Below are 19,775 nucleotides of genomic sequence, written 5' to 3'. Positions count from 1 at the left end.
TAGCTTAGGCGCTCTGGCGACGTACCGATCGAACCCGTTGGGGCAATCGGCATAGCGCTTCGAGCATTTGAATCATTGCTTCGTTGTTGCTTATTTAGTATAACACAATCGAAGACTTATTGTGCCGATGTCTTTCTGGTAACATTGGCGACGAACGCCACAAGCTCCAGAATACCGACTAACCATTACCGTGCGACCTTCTGCTTCTCGCGAAGCGCACGCTGGATATCACGCTGCGCATCCCGCTTCGCCGCTGATTCGCGCTTGTCATACTGCTTCTTACCTTTACCTAATCCAATAAGCAGTTTGGCATAGCCGTTGCGGACATAAATCTTCAGCGGTACGATGGAGTATCCTTCCTGCTTCGATTGCCCGAGCAGCTTATGAATCTGCGTCTTATGCAGAAGCAGCTTCCGTGCCCGTGTCGGATCGGTCGGATTATGCCGATTGCCCTGTTCGAACGGACTGATGTGCATGTTGTGGATGAACATCTCGCCGTTGCGGATCGTTGCGAATGCATCGCTGATATTCGCTTTCCCCGCGCGCAGCGCCTTAATCTCCGTCCCCATCAGCACGATGCCGGCTTCATACGTATCTTCGATGAAATAGTCATGGGAAGCCTTCTTGTTCTGGGCAAGCTGTTTCCCGTCACTCTTCTTACCGCCCATGCCAATCACCTCTTTGCTCTAGTAGACTTGAACGACCGCCGGAGCATTGGAAACAAATGGACTCCTAAGCAGTATTCATCAGGAGTCCATTGTAACAACTTTACAAGGCGAAATCAAGAAGTGACACAGGTCCGCCGCACCCTGCGGGCAGCTATACGGCCCGTTAGTTCGGCTGTTTAGGCTCGGCAGCCGCAGCTGCTTGACCTGCGCGATTTTTCTTCTTACGCGGCTTTTTCTTCACCACATTAGCGTCTCCCGCATCCGGTTTCGAATTCACCGTGTTGACAGCGCCATTCTCTGCGGGCTTCTTCCGGCGCCGCTGGTTTGTGCCGCTGCCGGCATTCCCGCTCGCGCCTTTATTGGCGCTGCTTGGCGCCTTGCCACGGCGGTTTCCATTCGATCCGCCGACTTGATTGCGGCCTCCGCCGCCAGGTCTTCCGCGGCGTGAACCAACGCCCGGGGAGAAGTGCTCATACTCCCCTTCATCGATTACGCCCCCGGTACCAAGAATCGGCAGTCCCCACATATCCTTTCGTACTGCAGCGCCTTTCGCATGCTCCGGTTTCCCCTTGCTCGTCGAAGCAGCGCTCTCGCTGCTAACCGTTCCGTCTTCCGTTCCCATTATTCGGTTCAAGTTATAATCGTCCTCCGGTTTCCATCCTCTGCGTTCCCCTTCATTCCTTGCAGCGCTATCGCTGCCGCGTCGCGCGAATACCATTCCGCCGCGCTCGCCGTTCCCGCGCTGCTCCTTCGCGCCGCGGCCTGGGCGAGCGCCCGCACCGCGGGCACCGCCGCCGCGCGCTCCCGCCGCTGCGCCCACGCGCTCGCTTGCGCCGGCGCGCTTCTGGCCACCGCGCTTGCCGGCCGCTCCGGCAGCGCGCTCGCCGCCTGCGGCACTGCGCCCGCCGCCGCGTCCCCCGCGAGCGCCAGCACCGCCAGCCGCTCCGCGGGCTGCACCGCCGCCCGCGCCGCCGCGATTGCCCCGCCCGGCGCGCTGGCCCTCGCGGGCTGCGGCAGAACCAGTCGACTCCAACAACGCAAAGTCGATGGTGTGTTCGTCCATGTTCACATGCTCGACGCGCACGCGCACCTCATCGCCGATTCGGAACATCCGCGACGTCCGCTCGCCGACCAGCAGCATGTGCTGTTCGTGGAAGTGGTAATAATCATCCGTTAGATCACTGAGACGGATGAGCCCTTCCACCGTGTTCTCCAGCTCGATAAAGATACCGAAGCTCGTCACACTGCTAATTATACCATCAAATTCCTCGCCGATCTTATCCAGCATATATTCGGCTTTCTTGAGCTTATCCGTATCCCGCTCCGCCTCAACGGCAACGCGCTCGCGTTCCGAGGACTGCTGGGCAATATCCGGCATCCGGGCTCCAAGCGCCTCTAATCGCGCATCGGAGAGTACCCCGCCATGCTCGAATACCTCGCGCATGACGCGATGGATGACCAGGTCCGGATAACGACGGATCGGTGAGGTGAAGTGCGAATAGAACTCCGCCGCAAGCCCGAAGTGGCCCAAGCTCTCCGCTTCGTATCGCGCCTGCTTCATCGACCGAAGCATGACGGTCGAGATCACCGTCTGTTCCTTCGTGCCGCGGATATCTTCCAGCAGCGTCTGCAGTGCACGCGGGTGAATTGCACTCCCGCCCTTGCCCTTGATCGTATAGCCGAAATTCGCGGCAAATTGAACGAAGGCCAGCAGCTTCTCCGAGTCCGGATTCTCATGAATCCGGTACAGGAACGGCACGCGCAGCCAATAGAAATGCTCGGCAACCGTCTCGTTGGCCGCCAGCATGAATTCCTCGATGATTTGCTCGGCAATCGACCGCTCTCGCTTCACGATATCCACCGGCTTGCCGTTCTCATCGACGATGACCTTCGCTTCCACGAAGTCGAAGTCGATGGCGCCGCGCTTCATCCGCGTCGACCGAAGCCGCATCGCGAGCTCCTCCATCAGCTTGAAGGAGTCGACCAATTCAGCGTAGCGCTCCGTAACTTCCGGATCCTCATCCTGTAAAATTTTACGCACATTCGTGTACGTCATCCGTTCTTTGGTCCGAATAACGCTCGTGAATACATCGTGGCGTACCCGCTTGAGCGTCTTCGCGTCGAACTCCATCTCGCAAGACATCGTCAGACGATCCACCTGCGGATTCAGGGAACATATCCCGTTCGACAACCGATGCGGCAGCATCGGGATCACCCGGTCCACCAGGTAGACGCTGCAGCCCCGGCGGTAAGCTTCCTGGTCGAGCGCCGATTTCTCTCTCACGTAATACCCGACATCCGCGATGTGAACGCCTAGCAGGTAGTTGCCATTCGGCAGCCGCTCCACGTTGACCGCATCGTCCAAGTCTTTGGCATCCTCGCCGTCGATCGTTACAATGACGCGGCCCCGAAGATCGCGCCGGCCTTGGCTGAGGATCTCTTCCTCCGTAATCGATTCCGGAGCCGCTTCGGCTTCCTCCAGCACATCCTCCGGAAATCCTTCCGGCAGCTGGTGCTTCCGGATGATGGATAGAATATCAACGCCCGGATCATTCTTATGGCCCAGAATTTCAACTATCTCGCCTTCGGCGGCCGAACGCCCCTCCGGATACGAAACGATGCGAACGACGACCTTCTGCCCGCTCACCGCACCCTGGAATTGCCCCTTCGGAATAAAGATATCGCGGTTGATCCGCTTATCGTCCGGAACGACAAAGCCATAAGCTTCATGGTTATCGAACGTGCCGACCACTTGCGTAACCGCACGCTCGACGACTCGCACGACTTCGCCCTCCATGCGTCCGCCGCTCTCGCTCTTGGAGGTGATCCGAACGAGCACGATATCTCCGTTCATCGCGCTGGCCAAATCGTTCGCATGCAAATAAACGTCCGGATGCGCTTTGTCCTCCGGCAGCAGGAACGCAAAGCCTTTCGCATGCGCCTGCACGCGCCCGCGCAGCAAGTTCATTCGCTCGGGCACGCCGTACCGGTCATTGCGGTTCCGGATGATCCGCCCCTCCTCTTCCAGCTGATTCAGCATGACGAGGAAGGCCTTGAACGACTCCGCCCCTTCTACGCCCAACTCCCGGTGCAGCTCTTGGTATGTCATCGGCTTATAGGCCGCTTCCCTCATAAAATCAAGCAGGGTCTCCTCTGTTATCATAATGCCTCCACTCGCATGCCGCTTCCCTCGAATTAAGTAGTTGCAGCTTCAGGTTGATAGATTCTCATATAGATTTAGTATACACGAAATGAAACAACGCCATCCGTTTTCGCAAAAATATTTGCCATATCGCGGATCATTTACATTTGACAAACTCAATATGCACATCAATCCACACAGCCGGCCTACTTCCTTCTTCACACAAGAACGCCCTGTTTCAAACCAAGCCCGTAACCGCAAACCAGCAAGCAGCAGCATAACTTGTTCATCCCGCTAACTATTATTCCACATAAAAAACATCATTACCCTTGCCGCGGCGAAGCCATTCGCCATTCCCAGCTTTCCACAAGGTTAACGATGTTTACGATTTATCTTATGTAACAAAAAAAAAGCGGGATGCATTCTCCCGCTTTCCACCGATTCAACGATTATGATTTGATCAGGTAAGCAACAATCAGTGCCGTTACGAAAAATCCAACCGCAAGGCCTACCGTAAGACGCTGCAAGAAAAGATCCAGTCCGCGCGCCTTTTGCTTACCGAACAAGTGCTCAGCACCGCCGGAGATGGCGCCCGAAAGACCGGCGCTCTTCCCTTTCTGCAGAAGAACGACTGTAATCAAGCCCAAAGAGAAAATGATCAACAAAATTTTGAAGAAAATATCCACAGTTCCACCTCCAACGAGAGAAGCATTCGCATTTTCCGTAGCCTTGCCACATCAGGACAAAGCCTGAGAACAACATTTTTATTTTATCACAGATGAATAGTGAATACAAGCATGTCCATCTTTGCTGCTCAGTACGTTGTGCTATGCATCCCATGCAGCACAAATCCTTCTTTAGCTTCATCAACCACTATACCAACGATCCTTATGCATTCCTTCTGATGAAAAGACCCTTACCTACATGTCATATTAAATAACAAAGTCATCCTTAAATCGATAAAAATTTTTAATTAACCAACTGTATTACTCACTTATATGTTATATTAACTAACATACAAAAAATTCATCGGAGTGTGATTTCAATGAAAGTTGCCTTCGTTGCACATGATCAAAAGAAAGAAGAGCTCATAAACTTCACGATCGCTTATCAACACTTGTTTCACGCGCATGAACTGTTCGCGACGGGCACGACGGGCCAGCTCATCATGGACCAAACAACGTTAGACATCTTTCTCTTTAAATCCGGTCCGTTAGGCGGCGATCAGCAGCTGGGCGCCTTGATCGCGCAGAACGATCTGGACCTCCTCCTCTTCTTCCGCGACCCGCTCGTCGCGCAGCCTCATGAACCCGATATCTCGGCACTGCTCCGCCTCTGCGACGTGTACGGCATTCCGGTTGCAACCAACATGGCCACAGCGGAGCTTCTGGTTCATGCGCTGGAGCGAGGGGACTTCAACTGGCGGGATATCATTCACAATAATCGTCCTGTCAATGTTACGGGCCTTAAGGAGCGGCCAGTCGATAAACAGCGCGGAGTCAGCTCCGCGGCGGCAGAACGCCAATAAAAGAAGAAAGAGGAGGCGATGGAATCGCCCCCTCTTCACGATCGATCATAAGCCGCCTGCTCCTGCCATTCTTACGAAATGGAATGGACCACCAGCTTGCGCAGCTGCACGGCTCGCTAAGTTGATCAATTAAAATCCGTTCTCACGGAAAAATTCCAGACAAATCTTCGCGCTTTCGAGCGACGAGGAAGCGAACTCCTCCTGCTCCACAATAAAGTATTCGATGCCGACCTTCTCAGCAACTCCCAATACGCCTTTCAGATCGACAACGCCCTTGCCAACCTCAGTGTCACGGCGCCCTTGACCGAAGTCCTTGAAGTGCGCCAGCGGCACGCGGCCCGCGTAACGCGTCACATAATCAACCGGATTCTGGCCGCCCATATGTACCCAGCCCAGGTCGAATTCAGCGATCAGGTACTCTGCCGGCACCTTCTCAAGCAGAAGGTCCATAGCAGGTCTGCCGTTCACAAGCTTAAATTCGAAGTCATGGTTATGATAGCCGTATTGCAAGCCGGCTGCCGCCACTTGTCTGCCCGCCGCCTCCAGGATGGATGCCAGCTTGTCGACATCTTCCTCCGTCGGATTCTCAGGAAGCGGCGCCCACGGCGTCACGATATATTTCAGGCCGATTTCTTTGGCATACTCGATTTGAACGGCCAAATCCTGCTCAATTTTATCGGGTTCGCCGAAATTCAATCCAACGTGAGCAGAAGGAGCTTCTAATCCGAGCTCGTCCAGAAGCGCTTTCAGCTCTTTGGCAGGCGTATTGAAATAACCGGCAAATTCAACCGCGTTATAGCCCATTTCGGCAACCTTGCGAATCGTGCCCAGGAAATCCTTCTCGGTCTGGTCACGCAATGTGTACAGCTGCAAACCAACGACTGGTTTTGTCATATTATCCACCGCTTTCAACGTATTTGGCGGTATTGATTAAGCCTCTCAGGTCCGCCCTTACCCCTGCATCCACTATGCAATATTGCTATTTAAATATAAGCAAGTAAGACGAAAACTTATACTTTCTTATATTAAAAAGAGGAGAGCCGGCGCACTAAGCACGCAGTCTCTCCCCTATTATAGCGAACGTCTCTATGGAAGATATACCTCCATTTGGGACATTCTTTTGTCATTTTGCTATTGCGCGATTACTTGAAGTTTTTCAAGTTGTAGAATGCGCTTTTGCCTGCGTATTGAGCAGTCGAACCCAGTTGATCCTCGATGCGGAGCAATTGGTTGTATTTTGCAACGCGGTCCGTACGGGACGGAGCGCCTGTTTTGATTTGACCGGCATTCGTCGCTACCGCGATGTCAGCGATTGTGCTGTCTTCGGACTCGCCGGAACGGTGAGAGATGACAGCCGTGTAGCCTGCGCGTTTAGCCATTTCGATGGCATCGAACGTTTCGGTCAGCGAACCGATTTGATTCACTTTAACCAGAATGGAGTTGCCGATGCTTTTCTCGATGCCTTGGGACAGACGCTCGGTGTTCGTCACGAACAGGTCGTCGCCAACCAGCTGCACTTTGCCGCCCAGCTTCTCGGTCAGCAGCTTCCAGCCTTCCCAATCGTCTTCGGAGCAGCCGTCTTCGATCGTAATGATTGGGTACTTCTCCACCCATGATGCAAGCAGATCCACGAACTCAGCAGGCGTGAAGGATTTGCCTTCGCCTTCGAGGTGGTACTTGCCGTCTTTGAAGAATTCCGTGGAAGCTACGTCCATACCCAGGAATACGTCGACGCCTGGCTTGTAGCCTGCGCGCTCGATAGCCGAGATGATGGTGGTGATGGCTTCTTCGTTGGAGCCCAGGTTCGGAGCGAATCCGCCTTCGTCGCCAACAGCGGTGTTCAAGCCCTTGTCTTTCAGAACCGACTTCAGGTTGTGGAAGATTTCCGCGCCGATACGCAGCGCTTCCTTGAAGCTCTCTGCGCCAACCGGCAGAACCATGAACTCTTGAACGTCGATGTTGTTGTCGGCATGCTCGCCGCCATTCACGATGTTCATCATCGGAACTGGGAGAACTTTAGCGTTGAAGCCGCCCAGGTATGTGTACAGCGGAACGCTCAATGCGTCTGCTGCAGCGCGGGCAACCGCCATCGATACGGCGAGGATCGCGTTCGCGCCCAGCTTGCCTTTGTTCGGCGTACCGTCCAGCGACAGCATTTTGCGGTCGATCAATACTTGATCCAGCGCGTCAAGGCCGATGATTTCTGGTGCGATGATGGAGTTGACGTTGTCAACAGCCTTCAATACGCCTTTGCCGAGGTAACGGCTTTTGTCGCCGTCGCGAAGCTCGACAGCTTCGTAAGCGCCAGTGGATGCGCCGGATGGCACGATTGCGCTGCCTTTGCCGCCGGACTCAAGAATAACTTCAACTTCAACCGTTGGATTGCCGCGGGAGTCGAGCACCTCGCGTGCATATACGTCAGTAATGATAGACATGAACGGAACACTCCTTATTTTGTATGGTGGTATTGCTTATCACTTACACGCTTGTCTGCTAAGCTTGCTCAATGATGGAGCTGCCGGTCATTTCGACCGGTTTCGCCAGCCCGGCCAATTCGAGAATCGTCGGCGCAATGTCGGCCAGGATGCCGTTCTCGCGCAGCGTAATGCCTGCCTTCGTCACGATGAACGGAACCGGGTTGGTCGTATGGGCGGTGAACGGGCGTCCCGACTCGTCAATGACCATATCGGCATTGCCGTGATCCGCCGTAATCAGGGCCACGCCGCCTTTGGCAAGCACCGCATCGACCACTTTGCCCATGCACTCGTCCGTCGCTTCCACCGCTTTGATCGTCGGCTCCAGCATGCCGGAATGACCGACCATATCCGGGTTCGCGAAGTTCAGAATGATGACGTCGTGCTTATCCGATTCGATCTCTTTCACAGCGGCTGCGGCAACCTCGTACGCGCTCATCTCCGGCTGCAGGTCGTAGGTCGCAACCTTAGGCGAGCTGATCAGAATGCGCGTTTCGCCCGGCAGCTCGACATCGCGTCCGCCGCTGAAGAAGAAGGTCACGTGCGGATACTTCTCCGTCTCGGCAATGCGAAGCTGCTTCTTGTTATTCTGAACGAGCACTTCGCCAAGCGTATTGTCGAGATTCTTCGGTTTATACGCAACAAACCCGCCAACCGTTTCACTGAACAGCGTCAGACAGACGAAGTACAGGTTCAGCGGCGCGCCCGCTCCACGGTCGAAACCGCGGAAATCATCGTTCGTAAACACTTGAGACAGCTGAATCGCGCGGTCCGGACGGAAATTGAAGAAGACCACGGCATCTTCGGATTCCACGAGGCCGACCGGCTTGCCATCCGCTCCGAGAATAACCGTCGGCATGACAAACTCGTCATACACCGATTTCTCATACGAATCGACAACCGCTTGAATCGGATCTGCGTATTGAGGACCTTCGCCATAGACCATAGCGCGGTAAGATTTCTCTGTCCGTTCCCAGCGCTTATCGCGGTCCATCGCATAATAACGGCCCTGTACGGTCGCGATCTTCCCTACGCCGATTTCTTCGATCTTCGCTTGCAGCTGCTCCAGGTAACCTTTCGCACTGTCAGGCGCTACATCGCGGCCATCCAGGAACGCATGAATGTAAACCTCGTCGAGGTCGTTCTTCTTCGCCAGCTCCAGCAGAGCAAACAAATGGCTTATGTGGCTGTGCACGCCGCCATCGGAGAGAAGGCCATACAGGTGAAGCTTCTTGCCGTTAACCTTCGCATGGTTAATGGCCCCGATCAGCGTCTCATTCTCGAAAAACTCGCCTTCGCGAATCGATTTGCCGATCCGGGTCAGGTCTTGATAGACGATCCGTCCGGCGCCGATATTGAGATGGCCGACTTCGGAATTGCCCATCTGGCCTTCCGGAAGCCCAACCGCTTCGCCGCATGCTGTCAGCGTCGTATGTGGAAAGGTCGACATGTAACGGTCGTAATTCGGCTTGGACGCTTGCGCAACCGCATTGCCGGTCACATCGTTCCGCAGGCCGAATCCGTCCATAATAATAAGCGCAACCGGTTTCGGAGCCGTCATCTTACTTCGCCCCCTCGACCAATTCGATGTAGGACGCCGCTTCCAGACTTGCACCGCCTACAAGAGCGCCGTCAATATTCGATTGTCCCATATATTCGCGAATATTGCCAGGCTTCACGCTGCCGCCGTATTGAATACGAACCGCATTCGCCGTCTCGCTGTTATAGAGGCCGTCGACAATGCCGCGAATATAGGCAATGACATCCTCCGCATCCTCGGATGTCGAGGATTTACCCGTTCCAATCGCCCAGATCGGCTCATAAGCAATGACGACCTGCGCCGCCTGCTCTGCGGACAAGCCTTGGAAAGCCGCTTCGGTTTGCACCTTGCATACGTCTTTCGTCTGTCCCGCTTCGCGCTCTTCCAGCTTCTCGCCCACGCAGACGATCGGCGTCAGGCCGTGCTTGAATGCCGCATGAACCTTCTTGTTCACGATCTCGTCGGTCTCCGCGAAATAAGCGCGGCGCTCCGAATGCCCGATAATAACGTACTTCACGCCGAGATCCTTCAGCATGACGCCGCTGATTTCTCCCGTGAAGGCGCCGCTGTCTTCGAAATGCACGTTCTGTGCCCCGATCGCGATCGACGTTCCTTTAGCCGCTTCGACAAGCGCCGGCAGCGTCGTGTATGGCGCGCAGATGACCGCTTCCACGCCATCTACCTCCGCCTTGCCCTTCACAGCCGCGATGAACGCAGTTGCTTCAGAAACGGTTTTGAACATCTTCCAGTTTCCCGCAATAATTGGTTTCCGCATGTTCTTCAGCTCCTAACAACATATTGAAGAATATTTTAACCTGCCTTCAACAGCATGCCATTACTTGTCGTTCAAAGCAACTACGCCCGGAAGCGCCTTGCCTTCCATGAATTCCAGGGAGGCGCCGCCGCCAGTGGAAATATGGTCCATCTTGTCTGCGAGTCCGAATTTCTCCGCAGCAGCAGCCGAATCGCCGCCGCCGATTACCGTGTAACCGGAAGTTTCCGCGCATGCGCGCGCTACAGCTTGCGTACCGTGCGAGAACGGTTCGATTTCAAATACGCCCATCGGTCCGTTCCATACGACCAGCTTGGAGTTCTTGATGACGTCCGCGTAAATCTCACGGGTTTTCGGTCCGATGTCGATGCCTTCCCAGTCAGCCGGAATGCCGTCGATATCCACGATCTTCGTATTGGCATCGGCGCTGAAATCGTCCGTTACCACGATATCGACCGGCAGAAGGAAGTTCTTGCCCATTTCTTTCGCCTTGTTAATGAATCCGAGTGCCAGATCCAGCTTCTCGTTATCAACAAGCGATTTGCCGATTTCGTAGCCTTGCGCTTTGTAGAATGTATAAGAAAGACCGCCGCCGATCACGATGTTATCCGCGATTTCGATCATTTTGTTAATGACATCAATCTTATCCTTAACCTTGGATCCGCCGACAATAGCCGTGAATGGACGCTCAGGATTGTTCAGCGCCTTGCCGAGCACATCCAGCTCTCTCTCCATCAGAAGACCGGAAACGGCCGGCAGGTGGTGAGCAATGCCTTCTGTCGAAGCATGCGCGCGATGAGCCGCGCCGAATGCATCGTTCACGAACAGGTCCGCCAGCTTCGCGAAGGACTGCGCGAGCTCCGCATCATTCTTCTCTTCGCCCGCGTAGAACCGGACGTTCTCAAGCAGCAGCACTTCGCCGTCTTTCAATGCTGCAGCCAGCGCTTCCACTTCTCCGCCTATCGCCGCATCCGCCTTGTTAACCGGCTTTCCAAGAAGCTCGGACAGACGCGCCGCAACCGGCGTCAAGCGCAGCTCCTCGACAACCTGCCCCTTAGGACGGCCAAGGTGGCTCGCCAGAATAACTCTTGCGCCTCTTTCGATCAAGTAGTTAATCGTCGGCAGCGTTTCGCGAATCCGCTTATCGTCCGTAATCGCACCGTTCTCCAACGGCACATTGAAGTCAACACGCACAAATACGCGCTTACCGCTTACCTCGACATCGCGCACACTCTTCTTATTCATCGATGCAGATCCTCCTCGGTTTGGTGGAACATGCAGATGCTCCGCTCCCGCATTGCTCTTGCAAGAAGATCGGAAGCCTCTGCCCTAGTTCCATCTATTCATCATTCCACTTAAGCCCTATCCATACCTGTTACCGGCTCGTTCGGCAAGCCGGAGCAGACTCTTTATCTATATACGCGGTGAATTAACCCACCATTTTTCTTCCGTATCAACCAACGAGAAGGAGCTGCACGGGCAGCTCCTTCGCAGTAGGTGTCCGTATTACAGACCTTTGGAAGCGATGTATGCGGCAAGATCAACGACGCGGTTCGAGTAGCCCCACTCGTTGTCGTACCAGGAAACAACTTTAACCATATTGCCTTCAACGACCATCGTCGACAGTGCATCGATCGTGGAAGAAGCCGGGTCGCCATTGTAGTCGCTCGATACGAGCGGCTCGTCGGAGTAGTTCAGGATGCCTTTCAGACGGCCGTCTGCAGCTTCTTTCAGAGCGCCGTTAACTTCTTCAACCGTAACGTTCACTTTCAGCTCGGCAACGAGATCCGTAACCGACACGTTAGGCGTAGGAACGCGCATTGCCATGCCGTTCAGCTTGCCTTTCAGTTCAGGCAGTACAAGGGATACCGCTTTGGCAGCGCCCGTCGACGAAGGAATGATGTTCTCTGCGGCAGCGCGAGCGCGGCGCAGATCCTTGTGCGGAAGGTCCAGTACGGACTGGTCGTTCGTATAGGAGTGAACGGTCGTCATCATGCCTTTGACGATACCGAATTTGTCGTTAATGACTTTCGCGAACGGCGCCAGGCAGTTCGTTGTACAAGAAGCGTTGGAGATAACCGTATGAGCGGCTGGATCGTATTTGTCTTCGTTAACGCCCATAACGATCGTAATATCTTCGTTGGAAGCCGGTGCGGAGATGATGACTTTCTTAGCGCCGCCTTTCAGGTGAAGCTCGGCTTTCTCCTTCGCCGTGAAGATACCCGTCGATTCAACGACGATTTCAACGCCTTCTTGACCCCATGGAAGGTTCTCAGGGTTGCGCTCAGCAAATACTTTGATTTCGCGGCCGTTAACGATCAACGCGCCTTCTTTCGCTTCTACTGTAGCGTCCAGCTTGCCGTGAGTCGTATCATATTTCAGCAGATGAGCGAGCGTGCTCGTGTCCGTCAAATCGTTTACAGCCACCACTTGGACTTCTGGGTTGTTCAAAGCTGCGCGGAATACGTTACGGCCGATACGGCCAAATCCGTTAATACCTACTTTAACCATCTTTTTTTCCTCCTAGTAACGTAATGTTTAAATTTATCTCAAGACGTCCGAACGCAGCCCCCGAGCTGCGAGCATACGTCAAGATCTCGCGTTGATGTCCAAACCTTCTTCATCATCCAGCAATGCGGCGATTTCTAGTGCTGCGGCTTCGTCGGTTACCAGTATGTCGTCATGTCCAAAGCGCATGACGGATGCGATCGCCTCGCCTTTGCTCCGTCCGCCTGCTACTGCGATGACAACCTCGGTTGCCATAATATCCTCCAGCCGGAGTCCGGCCGTCGGCATGCGGTGTACAACATTGCCATTCCGGTCAAAATAATACCCGAACGCTTCCGCCAGCGCCCCTTCTGCGTTCAGCGCCTCAATAACGGATTCGTCCACACGCCTTCTTCTCGCCATAACCACTGCGTCTCCGATACCATGGATAACAATGCGCGCATGACGGATCACTTCTACGATTTCACGGATATTCGGCTCCTGCATCAAGGACTGGTATGCTTCTTCCCCCAGATGATCGGGCACATGCAGCAGCCTGTACTGCGCGCCGGTCCGCTTGGCCATCGTCGATGCGATCGTGTTCGCCTGGTAGTCAAGGCTTTCGCCCAATCCGCCTCTTGCGGGCACGAACCAATTTCCCTTAAGCGAGGTTTGAGTCGTCAGCTGGCTTGCTACCTGGGCAAGCGTAGATCCGCCGGTTACGGCAACGATATCGTCCTTCTCCATCACCTTGCGGAGCGCCGAGCATCCTGCACGTCCAAGCTCCCGCTTCGCATGCGGCGAAATATCGGAGTCTCCCGGCACGATCATGACCTGCTTGAGGCCATACCGCTGGCGAATGCGAGTCTCCAGATCGGATAAGCCGAACATCGCTTTGTAGAAAGGCTCCATATCCTCCAACAGCCGCTTGCCTGCATCCGTAATCCGCATGCCGGCAGCATCGATATGAAGAAGTCCTTGCGCCTTCAAGAAATCCGTCTCCGCCCTCAGCACCCGCTCCGTCATCGTAAGAGAAGCGGCCAGCATCCGGCGGCCAATCATATCGGATAGCAGCACTTGGCGAAGAATGAGATACCGCTTCTTCATCGCCGCGAGCATATCCGGCACAAGCTGTTGCTGCAATTCAATGAGAGACTGCATCTTCCGCGTTCACTCCATTGTCAAAATTAAATCCGTAGACCATGGACACAATGCGTCCCGCGTTATCTTTTTAAGTCCCACTGCTATTGTACTCCAAAGCAGAACGCGGGGCAAGATGGGTTTTGCCGATGAAACCGTTTGCTGTCACGATTTACACAAAATTATTTTTTTCGCCCATATTGCTTTTTTCCCGATTATTAGATATACTAATCCTCGCTATCCCTTTTGCGCCCGTGGTCCAATGGATATGACGTAGGCCTCCGGAGCCTGAGATCGAGGTTCGATCCCTCGCGGGCGCGCCATAATACAACGAATAATCGGCTTATGCCGGTTTTTTTGTATCCTATGTTTGACCATCTTTGACTTTCGTTTCGCTTTCCGTTATGATGGTTATACTGAAGCACATTACCTAACTTAGGAAGCCAAGCTTCCATAATTAACAAACCATACTAAGGAGGGACTACTTAGACATGAATTTCGTACCTATGGTCATTGAGCAAAACAACCGCGGCGAGCGCGCCTACGACATCTATTCCCGGCTTCTGAAAGACCGTATTATCTTTTTGGGCACGCCCGTGAACGATGTGGTGGCGAACTCCATTATCGCACAGATGCTTTTTCTTGCCGCCGACGATCCGGAGAAGGATATTTCCCTCTACATCAACAGCCCGGGAGGTTCAGTCTCCGCAGGTCTCGCCATCTTCGATACGATGCAGTTCATTAAACCGGACGTCTCCACGATTTGCGTCGGTATGGCCGCTTCCATGGGCGCATTCCTGCTTGCAGCAGGCGCGCAAGGCAAGCGTTACGCCCTTCCGAACAGCGAAGTGATGATCCATCAGCCGCTTGGCGGCGCGCAAGGCCAAGCCAGCGATATCGAAATCCGTGCCAAGCATATTCTGAAGACACGCGATACATTGAACAGGATCTTGTCCGAGCGTACCGGACAGCCGCTTGAGAAGATCGAGCGGGATACGGATCGCGACTATTTCATGAGCGCTGCCGAAGCCGCAACTTACGGGCTGGTCGACAAGGTCATCGACAAACTGTAAGACATCCACCAGAGCGTCAACCGTTGTAATACGGTTGACGCTCTTTCTCTTTCATCAGCCTCTCCAAGTAAGCCCCTCTCTATAACACACTTCGCGTGATATGTCAATAAAAATTCACCCGGCTGAACTCATAACGACTCCTTCAATTATTCATGCTATCATGTACTAAATGATTCCATTTCCGCCTACGTCTAGGCTGTTTCAAGAAATCTTATTTAACGGAGTTGCACCCTCATGAAACTATCGAATCCAATTGCCAATGTGCGTAATTTCATTCGTTCTACTAATACCGAGCCCGTCTTCGCACACTACTCGTCTGAATATGACCGTCCCTACGAATCCGAGACGCCGGCAGATACGCAAGCGTTGAATTTGTTCCTGCCGATGCAGGACAAATCGCTGCTGCTGCGGCCTCTGAGCGACACCCATCTGGTGGAGGTCTACCACGAAGCGAAGGCCATGCGTTTATCTAATGAATTTATCTCGTTAATTGAACAAGCAATCCAACAACGCGGCTTGGAAGTACACGAAAGAAACTAACGACAACTGCTTGATGCAGCTTGCTTACTCACCCACTGTGGGAAACAAGCATAAAAGGCAGGAGCCCTAAGGGCTCCTGCCTTTTATGCTTTGCTGCTTGTTCATTGCATCTCATAAGCCACGCTTACGCTCGTCGTAACAGTAATTTCGCCGGTTTGAATCGACGTCTTGGCATTTGCAGCCGATTCATCACTTGCGAAGGCCACATTCCGCTGGAAGATCGGATTGCTGCTCACATTCCCTTGGGAGATCGCAGCGACTCCCTTAATGGAACGGCCGGCCGCCCTCGCCAGCGTCTCCGCCTTCGCTTTCGCATTGGCCATCGCCTTCTCGAGCGCCTGCAGCTCATACTGCTCCTGCTTCTCCGTGTTGAAGGTCACCCCTTCGATCCGATTCGCTCCCGCTGCCGACAAGCTGTCCAGCAGCTGACCGATGCCTTCAAGGTTGCGCGACGTAATCTGGACGGTATGGGTCGCCACATAGCCCGTCACTTTACTCGTCCCGTCCTTTTCATTGTATTTATATTCCGGTTGAACATAGAAGCTGATCGTCTTCACATCTTTTTTAGCCAGCTTGTAGGTATCGTACAGCACCTTCTCCATAGCCGCGAACTGACTGGCATTCTTCGCCTGCGCTTCCTTAGCCATTGCTGCCCGCGTTTCAATGCCGACATTAATATACGCTACATCGGGAGCTACCTGCAGCTCGCCATTGCCCGATACGGTTATCAAGCCTCTCTCCACTCCTCCGTCCGCTGCGGCCGCCTGAACCTCCGGTTTAGGGCCTCCCGTTCCGATGACCATTCCAATCCCGATGGCCGCAGCCAGCACCGGCACGAATAGCAGCATGGAGCGGCGCCGATAACGCTTTTCTTCGTCTCTCATCTTCATCATCTCCTTCATCGTTTACTCCCTAGACGTGCATTTTCCTAGTATTGTTGCAAAACTCTTCCATTAGCCATGAAATATGCAGTCATCGGTAAGAAAAGACGATCGCCGTCCTCCGGCGGCGGAGAAATCATTGTTAAAATTAAAAAAGCCCCCTCGAAGGGAGCTTTTTCGCCAAGGTTTATTGGTTTTCCAATTCTTCCTTGCTGACCAAATTGACTAAAGCGGTTACAGCTTGATCTGCGTCCGAACCTTCCGCACTTATGGTCACCTCGGTACCTGAGCTAATGGCAAGGCTCATAATGCCCATAATCGATTTTGCGTTCACTTTTTTGTCGTCCTTCTCGACGAATACCTCGGAAGAAAACTTATTCGCTTCCTGTACGAAAAGTGCGGCCGGTCTTGCATGGAGACCTGTTTTCAGTCGAACGACAACCGGATGCCTAGTCATGGAAACCTTACCCCCTATAATAAATTCATTCGTTAGATTGTTCACGAGTGCTATCGTCATTTTAGTCACTATTATACCACTTTTCCCATAACAGCACTAGCCTAATGCTACCCGTTCCTTAATTTTTCCGCAATCTCGTCAATTTTGCGAAGTCGATGGTTCACACCTGACTTGCTCACTTTCCCTTTAAGCATTTCGCCGACTTCTTTGAGATTCATATCCGGATGCAGCAGCCGGATTTCGGCTACCTCACGAAGCTTTTCCGGCAGGCTTTCAAGCCCGACTTCTTTTTGAAGCAGTTTTATGTTATCGATTTGCCGAACGGCGGCGCCAATCGTCTTATTCAAATTTGCCGTCTCACAATTGACAATCCGGTTAACGGAATTGCGCATGTCGCGCATGATGCGGACATCTTCAAATTTAAATAATGCCTGGTGGGCTCCTATGATGCTCAAGAGCTCGATTATTTTCTCGCCCTCTTTCATGTAGAAGATGAACCCTTTCTTGCGTTCAATGCAGCGCGCGTTCAAATCGAATTTGTTGGCAAGATCAACGAGCGCTTTGCAATGCTCTTCATACATGCAGGCAATTTCCAGATGATACGATGACCCTTCCGGGTTATTCACCGATCCTCCGGCCAAGAAAGCTCCGCGCAGATACGACTTTTTGCAGCAGCTCTTACGAAGCATATTTTTATCGATGCCTTGATTAAACATAAAGCCTTCCGAAACGATCCGAAGCTCACTTAATATCTCTTGTACTTTAACCGGAATACGCACAATATAGACATTGTTTTTCTTTAAACGCATTTTTTTTCGGACAAGCAGTTCGATATGGACCGTAAACATCTTCTTGATAAGCGAATAGATCCGTCTGGCAATCGCCGCATTCTCCGTTGAAATATCAAGAATGACTTTACGGTTCGTCAGCTGGACTGAGCCGTTCATTCGAATGAGAGCGGATAGTTCCGCCTTTTCGCAGCAGGAGTCGGCTTCAATAAGCGTTAGTTCTTTTTTGGTCTGCGCCGCAAAAGACATCCGTTCTCACCCCTTTCGATTCATCCAGTCTTCCACAAGCTGATAAATATGATGGCTCAATCTTGCTGCATCATGCCTCAAGTACGTCCGGAACAATACAAGCCTGTCGGCTATAACCTTATACCCCCGGCGCGTGACCTCGTCCAGGTCGAGATGGACCGCCTTAGCGCCCTTCTCCGCATATTTCTCCTGCACCTGCGGCGGGATCTCACCGTCATTGACGATCACATAGTCGAACAAGTGATGCCCGATATGCTCATACACGGCCTGCAGATGGTCGCCCACGGTATAGTTGTCGGTTTCGCCGGGCTGCGTCATGACGTTGCATATAAACAGTTTAACCGCATCTGACTCAACAATACTTTCCGCTAGCTTCGGCACCAGCAAATTAGGCATGATGCTCGTATACAAGCTCCCCGGACCGATGAGGATCGCGTCCGCCTCCCGAATCGCCTCCACCGCCTCCTGCAGCGGCTCCACCTGCTCCGGCTCGATGAATACCCGTTTAATCGCCTGACCGGCCTTCGGTATGAGCGATTCTCCGGTTACGAATGTCCCGTCGGCCATCTCCGCATGCAGCACGATCGACTGCCCGGCAGCAGGCAGTACACGTCCGCGCACGGCCAATACCCGGCTCAGCTCGCGTATGCCGGTCACGAAATCGCCTGCGATGTCGGTCATCGCGGCAAGCATAAGATTGCCCAGGCTGTGGCCAGCCAGACCGGTGCCATTGTTGAATCGGTACTGCAGCATCTCCGACAGCAGCGGCTCTACATCGGCAAGCGCGATGAGCACATTCCGAATATCGCCCGGCGGCGGCATCTGAAGCTCGTTTCGCAATATTCCGGAGCTGCCGCCGTCATCGGCTACCGTTACGATTGCCGTTATGTCGAGCGGTTTCTCCTTCAAGCCGCGCAGCATAACAGATAGACCCGTACCGCCGCCAATGACGACAATACGGGGTCGACGCTCTTTCCTAACCTTGTTCTCCATCATCCACCTCAGTGCCGATCGCGATCAGCATCACGATGACTGACACGGATATGCTCCGTATCGCTGCTTCCCAGCATGCGGCCCAAATACTCGGCAATCGCTACCGAGCGATGCTTGCCGCCCGTACATCCAATGCCGACGACAACCTGACTCTTCCCTTCCTTACGGTAAAGGGGAATCAGGAATTGAAGCATGTCGAGCAGCTTGGTCAGAAAGGTCTGGGTCTCGGGCCACTTCATCACATAGTCGTAAACTTCCGGATCTTGACCGGTATTCGGGCGCAGATGCTCCACATAATGCGGATTCGGCAAAAACCGGACATCATAAATTAAGTCCGCGTCTATGGGGATGCCGTATTTGAACCCGAATGACGTGATGTTGATCGAGATCGTACTCAGATCTGTATTTGTGAATCTTGACATGATACGTTCTTTCAGCTGCGCAGGTTTCAAATTACTTGTATCGATAACCTGCGTGGCCCAGCCCTTCAGATCCTCCAGCATGCGGCGCTCCAGCTGAATGCCCTCCAGCAGCTGCCCTTCCGGCGCCAGCGGATGCCTCCGGCGGCTTTCCTTATACCGTTGTACGAGAACGCTGTCCGTCGCATCCAGGAACAAAATCTCGTATCCAATGGTGTAGTGATCCTTCATGTAGCTGAGCGACTCCGACAATGCCGTAAAAAACTCGCGTCCCCGCAGATCGATGACAAGCGCTACCTTGCCGATCTTTCCGTTAGATTGCTCGATGAGCTCGGCAAACTTCGGAATGAGCACCGGCGGCAAATTGTCGACGCAAAAGAAGCCGAAGTCCTCCAGACTCTGCACGGCGATCGTCTTGCCCGCTCCGGACATACCCGTAATAATAACCAGCTTCGCCATCGCTGTTCCCGTATCCATCGTCTACACCTCCACAAAACGCAGCTTGAAAAACCAACCGTTCGCAGAAAGAGACGGCTGCATCGCAGGCGGCGCCGCTTCCATTACGTGAGGCGGCGCGCACTAACGCTGCGTAACATCCAACTACTCTACGTGCCTGCAAAACCT

At 53.5% G+C, this 19,775-nt stretch carries 18 protein-coding genes and 1 tRNA gene; 4 read left to right on the top strand and 15 right to left on the bottom strand.

From position 1 onward, the window contains the following. Window positions 1–185: 185 nt before the first annotated feature. From smpB to secG, 3 genes are all read right to left on the bottom strand, one after another. Window positions 186–668 (bottom strand): SsrA-binding protein SmpB, encoded by a 483-nt coding sequence (gene smpB / locus L1F29_RS01590; protein ID WP_258386662.1) that lies wholly within the window; start codon window positions 666–668, stop codon window positions 186–188. 163 nt (window positions 669–831) lie between these two features. Then, entirely contained in the window at window positions 832–3,831 is a 3,000-nt protein-coding gene (rnr, locus tag L1F29_RS01585) for a ribonuclease R (protein ID WP_258386661.1), read from the bottom strand. 428 nt (window positions 3,832–4,259) lie between these two features. Then, the gene (secG, locus tag L1F29_RS01580; RefSeq protein ID WP_258386660.1) at window positions 4,260–4,496 is read right to left on the bottom strand and encodes a preprotein translocase subunit SecG; all 237 of its coding nucleotides are present in this window, start codon (window positions 4,494–4,496) and stop codon (window positions 4,260–4,262) included. Between the two features lie 359 nt (window positions 4,497–4,855). On the opposite strand from secG, the gene mgsA reads away from it, so the two are divergent. Further along, window positions 4,856–5,338, top strand: a complete 483-nt coding sequence (gene mgsA / locus L1F29_RS01575; protein ID WP_258386659.1) for a methylglyoxal synthase — start codon at window positions 4,856–4,858, stop codon at window positions 5,336–5,338. Between the two features lie 129 nt (window positions 5,339–5,467). On the opposite strand, the gene L1F29_RS01570 is transcribed toward mgsA, so the two are convergent. The 7 genes from L1F29_RS01570 to L1F29_RS01540 all read right to left on the bottom strand — a co-directional run bounded on the left by L1F29_RS01570 (window position 5,468) and on the right by L1F29_RS01540 (window position 13,772). Next, on the bottom strand, window positions 5,468–6,232 hold the full coding sequence (locus tag L1F29_RS01570; RefSeq protein WP_258386658.1) for a sugar phosphate isomerase/epimerase family protein: 765 nt from the start codon (window positions 6,230–6,232) through the stop codon (window positions 5,468–5,470). Between the two features lie 248 nt (window positions 6,233–6,480). Beyond that, window positions 6,481–7,773, bottom strand: coding sequence for a phosphopyruvate hydratase (gene eno / locus L1F29_RS01565; protein WP_258386657.1), 1,293 nt, complete (start codon window positions 7,771–7,773; stop codon window positions 6,481–6,483). A 58-nt stretch (window positions 7,774–7,831) separates the two neighbouring features. After that, window positions 7,832–9,373 (bottom strand): 2,3-bisphosphoglycerate-independent phosphoglycerate mutase, encoded by a 1,542-nt coding sequence (gpmI, locus tag L1F29_RS01560; RefSeq protein ID WP_258386656.1) that lies wholly within the window; start codon window positions 9,371–9,373, stop codon window positions 7,832–7,834. A 1-nt stretch (window position 9,374) separates the two neighbouring features. Beyond that, window positions 9,375–10,127 carry a triose-phosphate isomerase gene (gene tpiA / locus L1F29_RS01555; protein WP_258386655.1) on the bottom strand — a complete coding sequence of 251 codons (753 nt, stop codon included), beginning with the start codon at window positions 10,125–10,127 and terminating at the stop codon, window positions 9,375–9,377. A 60-nt stretch (window positions 10,128–10,187) separates the two neighbouring features. Then, window positions 10,188–11,369 (bottom strand): phosphoglycerate kinase, encoded by a 1,182-nt coding sequence (locus L1F29_RS01550; RefSeq protein ID WP_258386654.1) that lies wholly within the window; start codon window positions 11,367–11,369, stop codon window positions 10,188–10,190. A 261-nt stretch (window positions 11,370–11,630) separates the two neighbouring features. Then, the gene (gap, locus tag L1F29_RS01545; RefSeq protein ID WP_258386653.1) at window positions 11,631–12,635 is read right to left on the bottom strand and encodes a type I glyceraldehyde-3-phosphate dehydrogenase; all 1,005 of its coding nucleotides are present in this window, start codon (window positions 12,633–12,635) and stop codon (window positions 11,631–11,633) included. Between the two features lie 78 nt (window positions 12,636–12,713). After that, the gene (locus L1F29_RS01540; RefSeq protein ID WP_258386652.1) at window positions 12,714–13,772 is read right to left on the bottom strand and encodes a sugar-binding transcriptional regulator; all 1,059 of its coding nucleotides are present in this window, start codon (window positions 13,770–13,772) and stop codon (window positions 12,714–12,716) included. Window positions 13,773–13,999: 227 nt separating this feature from the next. Between L1F29_RS01540 and L1F29_RS01535 the strand changes: the two genes are divergently transcribed. The 3 genes from L1F29_RS01535 to L1F29_RS01525 all read left to right on the top strand — a co-directional run bounded on the left by L1F29_RS01535 (window position 14,000) and on the right by L1F29_RS01525 (window position 15,364). Beyond that, window positions 14,000–14,074, top strand: a tRNA-Arg gene (locus tag L1F29_RS01535). Between the two features lie 168 nt (window positions 14,075–14,242). Continuing rightward, the gene (gene clpP / locus L1F29_RS01530; RefSeq protein WP_258386651.1) at window positions 14,243–14,824 is read left to right on the top strand and encodes an ATP-dependent Clp endopeptidase proteolytic subunit ClpP; all 582 of its coding nucleotides are present in this window, start codon (window positions 14,243–14,245) and stop codon (window positions 14,822–14,824) included. Between the two features lie 234 nt (window positions 14,825–15,058). Further along, the gene (locus L1F29_RS01525) at window positions 15,059–15,364 is read left to right on the top strand and encodes a sporulation histidine kinase inhibitor Sda (RefSeq protein WP_258386650.1); all 306 of its coding nucleotides are present in this window, start codon (window positions 15,059–15,061) and stop codon (window positions 15,362–15,364) included. A 101-nt stretch (window positions 15,365–15,465) separates the two neighbouring features. On the opposite strand, the gene L1F29_RS01520 is transcribed toward L1F29_RS01525, so the two are convergent. The 5 genes from L1F29_RS01520 to rapZ all read right to left on the bottom strand — a co-directional run bounded on the left by L1F29_RS01520 (window position 15,466) and on the right by rapZ (window position 19,628). Next, window positions 15,466–16,248 (bottom strand): SIMPL domain-containing protein, encoded by a 783-nt coding sequence (locus L1F29_RS01520; RefSeq protein WP_258386649.1) that lies wholly within the window; start codon window positions 16,246–16,248, stop codon window positions 15,466–15,468. 184 nt (window positions 16,249–16,432) lie between these two features. Beyond that, entirely contained in the window at window positions 16,433–16,702 is a 270-nt protein-coding gene (locus tag L1F29_RS01515; RefSeq protein WP_090583454.1) for an HPr family phosphocarrier protein, read from the bottom strand. A 107-nt stretch (window positions 16,703–16,809) separates the two neighbouring features. Then, a complete protein-coding gene (whiA, locus tag L1F29_RS01510; RefSeq protein WP_258386648.1) occupies window positions 16,810–17,739 on the bottom strand; it encodes a DNA-binding protein WhiA in 930 nt (309 codons plus the stop codon). Window positions 17,740–17,745: 6 nt separating this feature from the next. Beyond that, a complete protein-coding gene (gene mgfK, locus L1F29_RS01505; RefSeq protein ID WP_258389573.1) occupies window positions 17,746–18,732 on the bottom strand; it encodes a gluconeogenesis morphogenetic factor MgfK in 987 nt (328 codons plus the stop codon). Window positions 18,733–18,740: 8 nt separating this feature from the next. Continuing rightward, entirely contained in the window at window positions 18,741–19,628 is an 888-nt protein-coding gene (gene rapZ, locus L1F29_RS01500) for an RNase adapter RapZ (protein WP_258386647.1), read from the bottom strand. Window positions 19,629–19,775: the final 147 nt, after the last annotated feature.

The organism is Paenibacillus spongiae, from assembly GCF_024734895.1.
In the GTDB taxonomy this organism is placed as follows: domain Bacteria; phylum Bacillota; class Bacilli; order Paenibacillales; family Paenibacillaceae; genus Paenibacillus_Z; species Paenibacillus_Z spongiae.
Note: the sequence above shows the minus strand (reverse complement) of the source record. Positions and strands in the feature narration are given on the sequence as shown.